The following is a 13606-nucleotide window of genomic DNA, read 5'->3' as shown; positions in this document are numbered from 1 at the left end:
TCGTGCAGGCGCGCGCTGGCGACGGCGGGATCGGCGTCGGCGCCGTCGATGCGGCGCACGGCGAATTCGCGATACCCCTCGACGCCGTCGAGCGCGAGCGCGGCGCCGGCGTCGCCGAGCGTGCCGGTCGCCCAGATGTCGTCGTCCACGCGCGCCGCGTCGCGGCGCAGCGCCCAGCCGGGCTCGACGAAGCCGAGCACGGTCACGCACACCGACAGCGGCCCGCGCGTGGTGTCGCCGCCGACCAGGGCGACGCGATGGCGCGCGGCCAGTTCCAGGAAGCCGTCGGCGAAGCCTTCGACGAAGGCCGCGCGCGCGGCGGCCTCGCCCGTGGGCAGCGACAGCGACAAGGTGCACCAGGCCGGCTCGGCGCCCATCGCGGCGAGGTCGGACAGGTTCACCGCGAGCGCTTTCCAGCCGATGTCGGCGGCCTGCGCATCGGCGGCGAAATGCACGCCGCTGTTGAGCGTGTCGGTGGCCGCGACCAGTTGCCGGCCCGGCGGCGGCGCCAGCAGCGCGGCGTCGTCGCCGATGCCGAGCACGACGTCGCCGCGCTCGTCCGCGAGCGCGGCGGCGCGCGCGCGGATCAGGGCGATGAGGTCGAATTCGGCGGTCATGGGGCTGCGGTAGGGGAGCGGCAGGAGCTAGCGGTTAGGAGTTAGAAGTTAGCGAAAGCAAAAGCGGGCGGGACGTCCAGCCGAGCTCGACTTCGACGCGCCATGCGAGCCGCGTCGCACCGCTTCTCCTATCTCCTATCTCCTATCTCCTATCTCCTATCTCCTATCTCCTATCTCCTATCCGCCAACTCCGCCTCAACGCTTCTTCGCCGCCGCCGCAGCCGCCTCAGCCGACCGCCATTGCGCGGCGGCGCGGTCGAGCACGCCGTTGACGTAGGTGTGGCCGTGCTCGGCGCCGAAGCGCTTGACCGATTCGATCGCCTCGTTGATGACCACGCGGTACGGCACGTCCAGGCGGTGGCGCAGTTCGTAGGCGGCGATGCGCAGCGCGGCGCGCTCGATCGCGTCGACCTGCTCGATCTCGCGGTCGAGGAACGGGGTCAGCGCCGGGTCGAGGTCGTCGGCCTGATGGCGGGCGACGCCGCGCACCAGGTCTTCGAAATAGGCCAGGTCGGCCACTTCGTGCGCCTGTTCGTGGGCGAACTGGGCGATGACCTCGTCGGCCTTGGTGCCGGTCATCTGCCAGGCGTAGATCGCCTGCAGGGCGCGGCGGCGGGCGCGCGAACGCGCGACGGGGTCGATGCCATCGGGACGGCGGCGATTCATGGCAGTTGCTCCAGCAAGTGACTCATTTCCAATGCGGCCAGCGCCGCTTCCTCGCCCTTGTTGCCGTGGCTGCCGCCGGCGCGGTTTTCCGCGTCCTCGTGGCGCTCCACCGCGAGCACGCCGTTGGCGATCGGCAGGCCGAAGTCGAGCGAGACCTGCATCAGGCCGTCGGAACAGCCGTCGGCGACCTGCTCGTAATGGCGGGTGTCGCCGCGCACGACGCAGCCCAGCGCGACCACCGCGGCGTGCTGGCCGGCGACGGCCAGGCGGCGCGCGAGCACCGGCAGTTCCCAGGCGCCGGGGACGCGGATCACGTCGATGGCGTCCTCGGCGATGCCGTGCTCGGCGAAGGTCTTGCGCGCGCCGGCCACCAGGGTATCGGTGATGCGCGGGTTCCAGCGGCTGGCGATGATGGCGTAGCGCGCGCCCGGCGGGCTGCGCAGGTCGCCTTCGTAATGGGGCATGGCGGGGGGTCGCTGTGCTGGGGCGAAAGGGGGGACTAGTTTACCGGTTGGGGGGGCGATGGCGGGCTGCGGGGGGATTGGGGTGGTGCGCGCTGGGGTTTTCGGCCGTATTTACCGCTCAGGCAGGAATCCAGCGCTGGGATGGGGACCCAAGGCCGCCGCACACAAACCAGCCGCGTCGCCTCCCTCCCAACCGTCATTCCCGCGAACGCGGGAATCCAGAGCCGGGACGACGCGGCCCGAAAGCCCACGCTTTGGGCGCGGCCGCCGGAAGGCGATCCGGGACGATGGCGCTGAAGGCTCTGGATCCCCGCGTTCGCGGGGATGACGACAGGTGGCATGACGCGACCCACCCCGACCGCCCGCAGCAGCGTCCTTCCCTACCGTCATTCCCGCGAAGGCGGGAATCCAGAGCCGGGACGACGCGGCCCGGAAGCCCACGCTTTGGACGCGGCCGCCGGAAGGCCGATCCGGGACGATGGCGCCGAAGGCTCTGGATCCCCGCCTTCGCGGGGATGACGCCAGGAAAGGACGCAGCGACTGGCGGCCTCGGCCGTTGCCTCAGCCCTCAACCCAACGTCGCGATATCCACGTACTCCACCACCTCCAACCCGAACCCCGCCAGGCCGATCTGCTTGCGCGGGGTGCCGAGCACGCGCAGCTTGCCCAGGCCCAGGTCGGCCAGGATCTGGCCGCCGGCGCCGTTGCGGCGCCATTCGGCCAGGGCGTGGCCGCGGGTCGGCGGCGGCGCGGCGGCGTCGTGGGCGTCGCTTTCGGCGTGCGGCTCGTGCGCGCCGGGCTGCTCGCGCACCCGCGCCAGCAGCGCGTCGGGGTCGGCATGATCGGACAGCAGCACCAGCGCGCCGCGGCCTTCGCGCGCGATCGCGGCGAGCACGTCGCCGACCGCCGGGCCGAAGTCGGGCCGGCGCCAGTGCAGCGCGTCGGCCAGCGGGTTCTGCATGTGCACGCGCACCAGGGTCGGCTGCGCCGCGTCGGGCTCGCCGCGCTGCAGGGCGAAGTGCACCGCGCGGGTCAGCCGGTCGCGGTAGCTCAGCAACTGGAACGGGCCGTGCTCGGTCTCGATCCGGCGCGAATCCACGCGCTCGACCGTGTGCTCGGTGGCGAGGCGATAGCGGATCAGCTCCTCGATCGAGCCGATCTTCAAGCCGTGTTCGGCGGCGAACTTCTCCAGTTCCGGCCGCCGCGCCATGCTGCCGTCGGGGTTGAGCACTTCGACCAGCACGCCGGCCGGCTCCAGGCCCGCCAGCATCGCCAGGTCGCTGGCCGCCTCGGTGTGGCCGGCGCGGCTGAGCACGCCGCCGGGCTGCGACATCAGCGGGAAGATGTGGCCGGGCTGAGCCAGGTCCGACGGCCTGGCGTCCGGCCGCACCGCGGTGCGCACGGTGTGGGCGCGGTCGTAGGCGGAAATGCCGGTGGTGACGCCCTCGGCCGCCTCGATGCTGACGGTGAAGTTGGTGTGGTGCGGCGAGGTGTTGTCGCGCACCATCGGGCCGAGGCCGAGCTGCAGGCAGCGCTCGCGCATCAGCGACAGGCACACTAGGCCGCGGGCGTGGGTGACCATGAAGTTGATGTCGGCCGGGCGCACCAGCTCGGCGGCCATGATCAGGTCGCCTTCGTTCTCGCGGTCCTCGTCGTCGACGATCACGACCATGCGGCCGGCGCGGATTTCTTCCAACAATTCGGGAACCGTGGCGAAACTCATGCCGAAGCCTCCGCGGCGGCGGGCCGCTCGCCGAGCAGGCGCTCGACGTAACGCGCGACCAGATCGATCTCCAGGTTCACCGGCGCGCCGACCGCCGTGTCGGAAAACGCGGTGTTGGCGACGGTGTGCGGGATCAATGCGACTTCGAAGCCTTCGCTGTCGACTTCGTTGACGGTCAGGCTGACGCCGTCGACGCAGATCGAACCCTTCTTGGCGATGTAGCGCAGCAGCGGCGCCGGCGCGCGGAAGCGCCAGCGCTGCGCGCGCGCGTCCTCGCGCACCGATTCGACCGCGCCGACGCCGTCGACGTGGCCGCTGACCAGATGCCCGCCGAGCCGGTCGCTGGGCCGCATCGCGCGCTCCAGGTTGACCTTGGCGCCGGGCTGCAGCGCGCCGAGCGTGGTCAGCGCCAGGGTTTCGGTGGACGCGTCGGCGTCGTACCAGTCCGCGCCGAACGCGATCACGGTCAGGCACACGCCGTTGACGGCGATGCTTTCGCCGAGCTTGGGCTGGGAGAAATCCAGGCTGCCGGTGGCGATGCGCAGGCGCACGTCGCCGCCGAGGGGCTGGACGGACTGCAGGCGGCCGACGCCTTCGATGATGCCGGTGAACATCAGCGCGCCTCCGGGCGGAGGGCCGATGCCATGCTGCGATGGAGAGTGGTCATGAAACGTTTCCCGCAAGTGGTGAGCGAAAAACGCCTCAAGGCTTCGAGGACGACGCACGACGCGCGGCGCGGGGCCGCGGGAGCAGGACTCGCCCGTCCTCGCGGACGGGCTCGCGCGCAGCCGTCTTCTTTCATCCGGACTGTGACCGTCGGCTCCGGAATTGGACCGGATCTGCTGACCCCGCGCGGCGCGGTTTTTCGGGCCGGGAGGTTCCCGCCGGAAAACCGGACCGCCCGGGCGCTCGCGGGCTCGCGCGCAAGGCGCCTACCGCCGGTGGGGAATTTCGCCCCGCCCTGAAGACGTTACTGGTGGTGCCGGCCAGGGCCGGCGGGGCGCAGTTTAGCACCCGGGGGACGGGCGGCCGGTTGTCCGAAGCCGCCGGGAGCGGGCGGACGCTGCGTTGCGTGGGCGGGACGGCGGGCGGGCGCGGGTGGCTGCGGGGGCTCCGGTCTGAGGGCCCGAGCTCTTGTGGGGCGCTTTTTCTTTGTGGGCGGGCCTTCAGGCCCGATGCTTTTCTCTCAGATCGCGGCCATCTGCAACAAAAGCATCGGGCCTGAAGGCCCTCCCACACGAGCCTTGGCCTTCAAGCCACGGGCCGCGCCGCCGGCTTACAGCGGCTTGCGGCACAGATGCAGAATTAGCGGCCAACGCAGCTCGCGTTCGCTGTCCGCCGGCCCCCAGGCCCGGGTCAGCGCGGCGCGGTGGGCGTAGACCGGATCCTCGCCGGTGGCGACCTTGCAGCGCTCGCTCGCCGACAGCGAATTCAGATAGCCCAGAAAACGCGACAAGCCCCAGCGCACGCCGAGCCACAACGCCGGCGCCGGCAGCGCTTCGAACGGCCAGTCGTAGCCGGCGTAGCCGTCGCGCACTTCGAAGTTCTCGCGCTGCCAATAGCCGTCTATGTCGGCGCGCAACGCCGACACCGCCGCGTCCATGCCGTCGGGAACGACGAAATCGCCGTAGCTCCATGCCGCCAGCACGCCGCCGGGCGCGAGCACGCGCGCGCATTCGGCGAAGAAGCGCTCGCGCTCGAACCAATGCAGCGCCTGGGCCACGGCGACCAGGCCGACGCTGCCGTCGTCGAGATCGCAACGCTCGCCCGGCGCCACGCTCAGGCGCACCCGGCCCTCGCCGCGCAGCGAGTCCGCGTGCGCCCAATGGCGCTCGAGCTGCTGCGCGCTCGGGTCGCTGGCGTGCACGCGCGCCCAGCGCGCGGCCAGCCCGCGCGTGGCTTGGCCGCTGCCGCAGCCGGGCTCCCACACCTCGGCCTGCGCCGGCACGTGCGCGGCGATGGCGTCGAACAAGGCGTCGGGGTATTCGGGGCGCGCCGTCGCGTAGCTGTCGGCGATGGCGGAGAAGTGATCCTTGAACTCGTTGCGGCTCATAAGGCAGGCGTGAGCGGAGAGGAGTGAGGAGCGAGCGAAAGCAGAGGCAGTGTGCGCCTTCTTCGCCGCTCGCGCTTTCGCTCGCGCCTCACTGTCTGCGCTCGCTTCTCAGTTCCTGGGCCGCAGCAGCACGCGGGTGTCTTCGCCGAGCCGGCGCACGTCGATCACATCGAGCTGGAACTTGCGGCTCATCGCCTCGATGCCGAGGCCGTCGAACAGCGGCCGCGCGGTTTCGCCGAGCAGCACCGGCGCCACGTACAGCAGCACCTCGTCGACCAGGCCTTCGCGCAGGAACGCGCCGGCCAGGGTCGCGCCGGCTTCGAGCTGGATTTCGTTGACGCCGCGCCCGGCCAGCAGCCGCAGCACCGCCTCCAGGTCGATGCGGCCTTCGCGCACCGGCACCGCGGCGACTTGCGCGTCGAGGCCGCGCGGCGGTTTGGCGTCGGGCGCGTGCAGGTACAAGGTGGGCGCGTCGCCCTCGCGCACGCGGCCGCGCGCGACGGTGGCCAGGCCCGGATCGAGCACGACCCGCAGCGGCGCCATGAACGGCGTCGCGTCGCCCAGGCGCACGGTCAGCGAGGGATCGTCGGCCAGCACCGTGCCGGCGCCGGTGACGATGGCGCCGGCGCGCGCGCGCCAATGCTGCACGTCCTGGCGCGAAGCTTCGCCGCTGATCCACTTGGATTCGCCGCTGGCCAGCGCGCTGCGCCCGTCCAGGCTCGCCGCCAGCTTGACCCGCAGCCACGGCCGGCCGCGCTCGATGCGCGACAGAAACCCGCGATTGAGCGCGCGCGCCTGCGCTTGCATCAAGCCGCTGCTCACCGCGATGCCCGCGGCCTGCAGCCTGGCGAAACCGGCGCCGTCGACCTGCGGGAACGGATCGCGCATCGCCGCGACCACGCGCGCCACGCCGGCTTCGATCAAGGCCTCGCTGCACGGGCCGGTGCGGCCGGTGTGCGCGCAGGGTTCGAGGGTGACGTACGCGGTGGCGCCGCGCGCGCGTTCGCCGGCGCCGCGCAGCGCGTGGACTTCCGCGTGCGGTTCGCCGGCGCGCTCGTGCCAGCCTTCGCCGACGACCTCGTCGCCGTGCGCGATCACGCAGCCGACCATCGGATTGGGGCGGGCGGTGTAGGCGCCCTTCTCGGCCAGGCGCAGGGCGCGGGCCATGTGGGCGTGGTCGGTGGCGGTGAAGTCGGTCATAACCAGTCCTTTACGGTTTCGTAGCGCGCGCGTGGCGCATGGCGGCGCAGTTCGGACGCGAACGCCTCCGGCCGGTCGATGCCGACGATCAGTATCGGGGTCGTATCCTGGTCGAACCATATCGCCAGACGGTCGACGACACCGCGCGAAACGAAGACGTTCACCTTGCGCACCCGGCTCAGATCCACTGCGCCGTTGATCGGCCCCTCGCCGTGCAGGCGCCCGTCCTCGAACCAATAGCTCAGCCCGTTGAACAAGCGCCAATGCCGGGCTTCGGCGCGGCGCGAACCCAGCCAGAGCAGCAACGAAAACGCCGCCCACGCGAGCGTCAGCCAGATCAGATGGTCCTGGCCCGGCGCCCAGTTGAACCACGCGTACGCCGCGATCCCCGCCAACACCGCCGCGAACGTGATCCAGAGCGAGAAGTAGTGGTTGCGCAAACGTGAGCGCAGGAAGCGGTAGCGTATGGGCGCCGCCATGCCGTTGCCGTCAGCGGCGCTTACGGTCCGATGCCGGCTCGTCGCCCAGCAACGGCAACTGCCCGTCGCCGGGCGCATCACGTTCGAGCCGGTCGAGTTCTTCGCGGAAATCGGCCACGTCCTCGAACGAGCGGTACACCGAGGCGAAACGCACGTAGCCCACATGATCGAGCTTGCGCAGCTCGGCCATGACGAACTCGCCGACCCGGCGCGAGGCCAGCTCGCGCTCGGCGGTCATGCGCAGCTGGTGCACGACCGCGCGCACCGCCGCTTCGATCTGCTCCTCCGCCACCGGCCGCTTCTGCAGCGCGCGGTCGAAGCCGGCGCGCAGCTTGCGCGCATCGAACGCCTCGCGGCGGCCGTCGCCCTTGATGATGACCGGCAGCTTCAGCTCGATCGTCTCGATCGTGCTGAAGCGCTCGCCGCAGGCCTCGCACACGCGCCGGCGGCGGATGGTGGCGCCGTCGTCGGACACGCGCGAGTCGATCACGCGGGTGTCGTGGTGCTGGCAGAAGGGGCAATGCATGGAAGCCTAGGAGATAGCGGAGAGGAGTGAGGAAATAGAGGAAAAAAGCCGCGCGCTTGGGCGCGCGACCTCTCACTGCGGGGCGTGCGGGCGATCTGATGCGACGAAGCGGCTTGCTCTCGCTCCTCACTTCTCATCGCTCACTCCTCGCTTTCAGCCGTACACCGGAAACTGCGCGCACTGCTTGGTCACGTTCTCGCGCACCCCGGCGATGACCTTCTCGTCCTTCGGGTTGTCGAGCACATCGCAGATCCACTCGGCCAAGGCCACGCAGTCGGCTTCCTTGTAGCCGCGGGTGGTCACGGCCGGGGTGCCGATGCGCAGGCCCGAGGTCACGAACGGCTTCTGCGGGTCGTTCGGCACGGCGTTCTTGTTGACGGTGATGTGGGCGCGGCCGAGCGCGGCTTCCGCGTCCTTGCCGGTGATGCCCTTGCCGATCATGTCGACCAGCATCAGGTGGTTCTGGGTGCCGCCGGAGACGATCTTGTAGCCGCGCGCGATGATGGTCTTGGCCATGGCCTGGGCGTTCTTGACCACCTGCGCCTGGTAGTCCTTGAACTCCGGCTGCAGCGCTTCCTTGAACGCCACCGCCTTGGCCGCGATCACGTGCATCAGCGGGCCGCCCTGGATGCCCGGGAAGACGATGCTCTGCAGCTTCTTCTGCATTTCGTCGAAATCCACCGCGCCCTCGCCGGCGCCGACCGCGCCGTCCCAGCGCTTGGCCACGATGATGCCGCCGCGCGGGCCGCGCAGGGTCTTGTGGGTGGTCGAGGTGACCACGTGCGCGTGCGGCACCGGGCTCGGATAGACGCCGGCGGCGATCAGGCCGGCGACGTGGGCCATGTCGACGAACAGATACGCGCCGATCTTGTCGGCGATGGCGCGGAAGCGCGCCCAGTCCACCACCTGCGAATACGCGCTGAAGCCGGCCACGACCATCTTCGGCTTGTGCTCCAGGGCCAGGCGCTCGACTTCGTCGTAATCGATCAGGCCCTGATCGTTGACGCCGTACTGCACGGCGTTGAACAGCTTGCCCGAGGCGTTGACCTTGGCGCCGTGGGTGAGGTGGCCGCCGTGGGCCAGGCTCATGCCGAGGATGGTGTCGCCGGGATTGAGCAGGGCGAAGTACACCGCCTGGTTGGCCTGCGAGCCCGAATGCGGCTGCACGTTGCCGTAGTCGGCGCCGTAGAGTTCCTTGACCCGGTCGATTGCCAACTGCTCGGCGATGTCGACGTATTCGCAACCGCCGTAATAGCGCTTGCCCGGATAGCCCTCGGCGTACTTGTTGGTCAGCACGCTGCCCTGGGCTTCCAGCACGCGCGGGCTGGCGTAGTTCTCCGAGGCGATCAGCTCGACGTGGTCTTCCTGGCGGCGGGCCTCGTCGGCGATGGCCTGGGCGAGTTCGTCGTCGAATCCGGCAATACGGGTGGTGCTGGGGAACATTCGCGGCCTCGGGGAGAAGTTGAGCGGACGGGAGGGGGGAGGACTCGCGCCAGGCCGCCCACGGGCCCGGACAGCGCGCGGACGGCCCGCCCGGGCTTGAAATCTCGGACCGGGCGGCCCATCTCCGCAGCGCGGCCCGAGTGCCTGAACCGGCCCGGGCGGCTTGACGTAAGACTTGAAATGTTAGCCTAGGGGCGTATGGCGGCCAACCGCCAAAGCGCGGCTCGCGCCGGCCCTGCCCGGGGCGGACAATGGCCCCGCCCTCCCCACCTCCCGGCCCGCCGCCGCCCGGCCGGCCCGTTCGTCCTTGGATGCCCCGACCGTGAAATGGGTCTTCGTTTTCCTGTTCCTGGCCGCCGCCGTCTACGTGCATTTCCGCGGCCGGGTGCGCCATCGCCTGGGCCGGCAGCTGCTGGACCACTCCACGTTCATGGCCCCCATCAACGTGCTGATGTACGCCTGCTCGCGCGTGCCGACCACGCCGTTCCTGACCCCGGAGCAGCATTTCCCCGAACTCGAACCGCTGCGCGCGCGCTGGAAGGAAGTCCGCGCCGAGGCCCTGCACCTGCGCGAGATGCAGCAGATCAAGGCCGCCGACCAGTACAACGACGTCGGCTTCAACTCGTTCTTCCGCCGCGGCTGGAAACGCTTCTACCTGAAGTGGTACGACGAGGCCCACCCCTCGGCCGCCGAGCTGTGCCCGGTCACCACCCAGTTGCTGCGCGAGGTGCCCAGCGTCAAGGCGGCGATGTTCACCGAACTGCCGCCGGGCAGCGAGCTGCGCCCGCACCGCGACCCGTATGCGGGCTCGCTGCGCCTGCACCTGGGCCTGGAAACGCCGAACGACGACGCCTGCTTCATCGACGTCGACGGCCAGCGCTACAGCTGGCGCGACGGCGAATGGACCATGTTCGACGAGACCTACATCCACTGGGCGCAGAACGGCTCGCAGCACAACCGCATCATCCTGTTCTGCGACATCGAGCGGCCGATGCGCTTCGGCTGGGCGCGCGGGCTCAACCGCTTCATCGCCAGGCGCCTGATCGCCGCCGGCGCCTCGCCCAACAGCGAGGGCGACAAGACCGGCGCGATCAACAAGCTCTTCAAGTACTTCTACGCCCTGCGGCTCAAGTCCAAGGCGCTGAAGGAGCGCAGCAAGGGGACGTACTATTTCTTCAAGTACGCCTTCGTCGTCGCGGTAATCGCGCTGATCGTCTGGCTGTAAGGCCGGCCGGGCCGATGGGCTCCTGTGAGAGGGCCTTCAGGCCCGATGCTTTCCGCTCAGATCGCCGCGACCCGAGACAAGAGCATCGGGCCTGAAGGCCCTCCCACAGGAGCCCGCCCCGGCTGTCCAAGCGGGCCGACGCCCCCGGATTCACCTTCCCTCCGCGCTCCCGCGCTGGAACCCGCCCCCCGGCTGCGGGATAATCGGCTGTTCGCAACGCCCCCCGCCCTGCCCCGCGGCCCCTTCCGGGCCCGCCAGGCGCGCCTCTGCTTCGGAGTCCGCATGCAATACATCTACACCATGAACGGCGTCAGCAAGACCGTGCCGCCGAAGCGTCAGATCATCAAGGACATCTCGCTGTCGTTCTTCCCGGGCGCCAAGATCGGCCTGCTCGGCCTGAACGGCGCGGGCAAGTCGACCGTGCTCAAGATCATGGCCGGCGTCGATACCGACTTCACCGGCGAGGCGCGTCCGGCCACCGGCATCAAGGTCGGCTACCTGCCGCAGGAACCGCAGATCGATCCGGAAAAGACCGTGCGCGAAGCGGTCGAGGAAGGCGTCGGCGAAGTGCTCAACGCCCAGGCCGCGCTCGACGCGATCTACGCCGCCTACGCCGAGGACGGCGCCGACTTCGACGCGCTGGCCAAGGAACAGGAGCGGCTGGAGGCGATCCTCGCCGCCGGCGACGCCCACACCCTGGAAAACCAGCTCGAAGTCGCCGCCGACGCGCTGCGCCTGCCGCCGTGGGAGGCCAAGGTCGGCAACCTGTCCGGCGGCGAGAAGCGCCGCGTCGCGCTGTGCCGCCTGCTGCTGCAGAAGCCCGACATGCTGCTGCTCGACGAACCGACCAACCACCTCGACGCCGAATCGGTGGAATGGCTGGAACAGTTCCTCGCCCGCTACACCGGCACCGTGGTTGCGGTCACCCACGATCGCTACTTCCTCGACAACGCCGCCGAGTGGATCCTCGAACTCGACCGCGGCCGCGGCATCCCGTGGAAGGGCAACTACACCGATTGGCTGGTGCAGAAGGACGAGCGCCTGAAGCAGGAAGACAATCAGGAAAAGGCCCGCCAGAAGGCGATCCAGAAGGAACTCGAGTGGGCCCGCCAGAACGCCAAGGGCGGCCGCTCCAAGGGCAAGGCGCGCCTGGCCCGGATCGAAGAGCTGCAGGCGGTGGACTACCAGCGCCGCCAGGAGACCAACGAAATCTTCATCCCGCCGGGCGAGCGCCTGGGCAACAAGGTGATGGAGTTCAAGAACGTCTCCAAGAAGTTCGGCGAGCGCCTGCTGATCGACAACCTGAGCTTCGTCGTGCCGCCGGGCGCGATCGTCGGCATCATCGGCCCCAACGGCGCCGGCAAGTCGACCCTGTTCAAGATGATCATCGGCCAGGAGAAGCCCGACTCGGGCGAGATCGACATGGGCCCGACCGTCAAGCTGGCCTATGTGGACCAGAGCCGCGACAAGCTGGAAGGCAACCACAACGTCTTCCACGAAGTCTCCGGCGGCCTGGACATCCTCAACATCAACGGCATCGAGATCCAGTCGCGCGCCTACATCGGCCGCTTCAACTTCAAGGGCCAGGACCAGCAGAAGATGGTCGGCAGCCTGTCCGGCGGCGAACGCGGCCGCCTGCACCTGGCCAAGACCCTGCTGCAGGGCGGCAACGTGCTGCTGCTCGACGAACCGTCCAACGACCTCGACGTGGAAACCCTGCGCGCGCTGGAAGACGCGTTGCTCGAATTCCCGGGCAACACCTTCGTGATCTCGCACGACCGCTGGTTCCTCGACCGCATCGCCACCCACATCCTCGCCTTCGAAGGCGACTCGCACGTGGAGTTCTTCCAGGGCAACTACCGCGAGTACGAAGAGGACAAGAAGCGCCGTCTGGGCGAGGAAGGTGCCAAGCCGCACCGTCTGCGGTTCAAGGCGCTGAAGTAAGCCGCCCCCGGACGCCTTGGCGGCCTGCGGTAAAGTAGACAAGCCGGCCGCGCTCCCTTCACGACGGGCGCGGCCGGTTTTTTTATAGCTCGCGGACACGGCTCGCGCCGCTGCGCCGCCCGGCGGAAGGAGCCGATGCATGCGACTGATCATTGCCATTTTCCTGCCGTTCCTGGTGTTCTTCACCATCGGGCGGCCCTTGGCCGGCATCGTCTGCCTGATCCTGCAGATCACCTTGATCGGCTGGTTGCCGGCGGCGATCTGGGCGGTATACGCGCTGAGCCAGTACAAGACCGACGAGAAGATCCGCAAGGCCCTGAACGAACGCGGGCGGGCCTGAACCGCGACGAGGCGACGACGCCCACCGCCCTGAACGCCTGCGCGCCCGCCGCGCAGACCGAGGATGCCGCTATGACCCTGATGCACGCATTCGAACTCGAAGGCCTGCGCCGCGCCGGCGCGCTGGTGTCTTCGATCCTGACGACGATGCGCGAGGCGGCCGTGCCCGGCGCGGTCTCGCGCGAGCTCGACGCAATCGGCGCGGCGATGCTGCGCGAGGCCGGCGCGCGCTCGGCGCCGCAGCTGACCTACGACTTTCCCGGCGCGACCTGCATCAGCATCAACGAGGTCGCCGCCCACGGCATTCCCGACGGCACCGTGCTGCGCGAGGGCGATCTGGTCAACATCGACGTGTCGGCCGAACTGGACGGCTATTTCGCCGACACCGGCGGCAGCTTCGTGGTCGGCGCGCAACCCAACGCGACCCAGCGCAAGCTGCTGGACGCGACCCTGGAAGCGCGCGACGCCGCCATCGCGCAATTGCGCGCGGGCAACCTCATCAACAGCATCGGCCGCACCGTCGAAGCGGTGGCCGCGCGCCACGGGCTGCGGGTGATCCGCAACCTCGGCAGCCACGGCGTCGGCCGCGCCCTGCACGAGGCGCCCGGCAACATTCCCGGCTACTACGACCCGCGCGACACCCGCCGCCTGCACGAAGGCATGGTGATCACCATCGAACCGTTCCTGGCCACCCACTGCACCCACACCGACGAGGGCGCGGACGGCTGGGCGATGATCTGCCGGCGCGGCTTCGCGGCGCAGTTCGAGCATACGGTGGTGGTGACGTCGGGCGAGCCGATCGTGGTGACTTGACCAAGCCGCGAAGCCCCGCCGCAGCGCTTAGGAAATTGCAAAACTTCCATGCCGTCATTCCGGCGAAAGCCGGAATCCAACCGAAACTGCGTAGCCCCGCCGTCGCACTCCAAA

15 protein-coding genes, 1 pseudogene and 1 riboswitch are annotated in these 13606 nt (G+C 69.8%); of the genes and pseudogenes, 6 read left to right on the top strand and 10 right to left on the bottom strand.

Features of this window, described 5'->3' with window-relative positions:
• From A7A76_RS16335 to A7A76_RS16315, 5 genes are all read right to left on the bottom strand, one after another.
• Nucleotides 1–617 (bottom strand): AIR synthase related protein (locus A7A76_RS16335; protein WP_241200988.1); only part of this gene is annotated, 617 nt, incomplete at its 3' end.
• Nucleotides 618–812: 195 nt separating this feature from the next.
• Nucleotides 813–1283 carry a transcription antitermination factor NusB gene (gene nusB, locus A7A76_RS16330; protein WP_206412186.1) on the bottom strand — a complete coding sequence of 157 codons (471 nt, stop codon included), beginning with the start codon at nucleotides 1281–1283 and terminating at the stop codon, nucleotides 813–815.
• Nucleotides 1280–1747 (bottom strand): 6,7-dimethyl-8-ribityllumazine synthase, encoded by a 468-nt coding sequence (gene ribH / locus A7A76_RS16325; protein ID WP_206412185.1) that lies wholly within the window; start codon nucleotides 1745–1747, stop codon nucleotides 1280–1282. Before ribH ends, nusB begins: the two co-directional genes overlap by 4 nt.
• Before the next feature lie 568 nt (nucleotides 1748–2315).
• A complete protein-coding gene (gene ribB / locus A7A76_RS16320) occupies nucleotides 2316–3470 on the bottom strand; it encodes a 3,4-dihydroxy-2-butanone-4-phosphate synthase (RefSeq protein WP_206412184.1) in 1155 nt (384 codons plus the stop codon).
• Nucleotides 3467–4084, bottom strand: coding sequence for a riboflavin synthase (locus A7A76_RS16315; protein WP_206412183.1), 618 nt, complete (start codon nucleotides 4082–4084; stop codon nucleotides 3467–3469). The genes ribB and A7A76_RS16315 overlap by 4 nt, the downstream gene beginning before the upstream one ends.
• Nucleotides 4085–4256: 172 nt before the next feature.
• Nucleotides 4257–4443: riboswitch (FMN riboswitch) on the bottom strand.
• Between the two features lie 163 nt (nucleotides 4444–4606).
• On the opposite strand from A7A76_RS16315, the gene A7A76_RS26755 reads away from it, so the two are divergent.
• Entirely contained in the window at nucleotides 4607–4849 is a 243-nt protein-coding gene (locus A7A76_RS26755) for a DUF6053 domain-containing protein (protein ID WP_428995175.1), read from the top strand.
• Here A7A76_RS26755 and A7A76_RS16310 read toward each other — a convergent pair.
• The 5 genes from A7A76_RS16310 to glyA form a co-directional block, all read right to left on the bottom strand.
• Nucleotides 4747–5523, bottom strand: coding sequence for a class I SAM-dependent methyltransferase (locus A7A76_RS16310; protein WP_206412182.1), 777 nt, complete (start codon nucleotides 5521–5523; stop codon nucleotides 4747–4749). The two genes, A7A76_RS26755 and A7A76_RS16310, sit on opposite strands and share 103 nt — an antisense overlap.
• A gap of 108 nt (nucleotides 5524–5631) precedes the next feature.
• Nucleotides 5632–6723, bottom strand: a complete 1092-nt coding sequence (gene ribD / locus A7A76_RS16305) for a bifunctional diaminohydroxyphosphoribosylaminopyrimidine deaminase/5-amino-6-(5-phosphoribosylamino)uracil reductase RibD (RefSeq protein ID WP_206412181.1) — start codon at nucleotides 6721–6723, stop codon at nucleotides 5632–5634.
• Nucleotides 6720–7202 (bottom strand): NfeD family protein, encoded by a 483-nt coding sequence (locus A7A76_RS16300; RefSeq protein WP_206412180.1) that lies wholly within the window; start codon nucleotides 7200–7202, stop codon nucleotides 6720–6722. The genes ribD and A7A76_RS16300 overlap by 4 nt, the downstream gene beginning before the upstream one ends.
• A gap of 10 nt (nucleotides 7203–7212) precedes the next feature.
• Nucleotides 7213–7728, bottom strand: coding sequence for a transcriptional regulator NrdR (nrdR, locus tag A7A76_RS16295; protein WP_206412179.1), 516 nt, complete (start codon nucleotides 7726–7728; stop codon nucleotides 7213–7215).
• Nucleotides 7729–7881: 153 nt separating this feature from the next.
• Nucleotides 7882–9171: a serine hydroxymethyltransferase gene (glyA, locus tag A7A76_RS16290; protein WP_206412178.1), complete on the bottom strand. Its 1290-nt coding sequence runs from the start codon at nucleotides 9169–9171 to the stop codon at nucleotides 7882–7884.
• A gap of 322 nt (nucleotides 9172–9493) precedes the next feature.
• On the opposite strand from glyA, the gene lpxO reads away from it, so the two are divergent.
• The 5 genes and pseudogenes from lpxO (at nucleotide 9494) to map (ending at nucleotide 13492) form a co-directional block, all read left to right on the top strand.
• The gene (gene lpxO / locus A7A76_RS16285) at nucleotides 9494–10396 is read left to right on the top strand and encodes a lipid A hydroxylase LpxO (RefSeq protein WP_206412177.1); all 903 of its coding nucleotides are present in this window, start codon (nucleotides 9494–9496) and stop codon (nucleotides 10394–10396) included.
• Nucleotides 10397–10420: 24 nt separating this feature from the next.
• Nucleotides 10421–10504 (top strand): annotated as a pseudogene (locus tag A7A76_RS26750) (DUF6053 domain-containing protein); the annotation flags it as partial.
• A 174-nt stretch (nucleotides 10505–10678) separates the two neighbouring features.
• A complete protein-coding gene (gene ettA / locus A7A76_RS16280; RefSeq protein ID WP_206412176.1) occupies nucleotides 10679–12340 on the top strand; it encodes an energy-dependent translational throttle protein EttA in 1662 nt (553 codons plus the stop codon).
• A 139-nt stretch (nucleotides 12341–12479) separates the two neighbouring features.
• The gene (locus A7A76_RS16275) at nucleotides 12480–12680 is read left to right on the top strand and encodes a YqaE/Pmp3 family membrane protein (RefSeq protein WP_206412175.1); all 201 of its coding nucleotides are present in this window, start codon (nucleotides 12480–12482) and stop codon (nucleotides 12678–12680) included.
• A 71-nt stretch (nucleotides 12681–12751) separates the two neighbouring features.
• Complete coding sequence (map, locus tag A7A76_RS16270; RefSeq protein ID WP_206412174.1) at nucleotides 12752–13492, top strand: type I methionyl aminopeptidase; 741 nt, start codon at nucleotides 12752–12754, stop codon at nucleotides 13490–13492.
• The last annotated feature ends 114 nt before the right edge of the window (nucleotides 13493–13606 follow it).

Source organism: Lysobacter enzymogenes (assembly GCF_017168095.1).
Classification (GTDB): domain Bacteria; phylum Pseudomonadota; class Gammaproteobacteria; order Xanthomonadales; family Xanthomonadaceae; genus Lysobacter; species Lysobacter enzymogenes_D.
The sequence above is the reverse complement of the archived record's forward strand: the minus strand, read 5'-3'. Positions and strand labels throughout refer to the sequence as shown.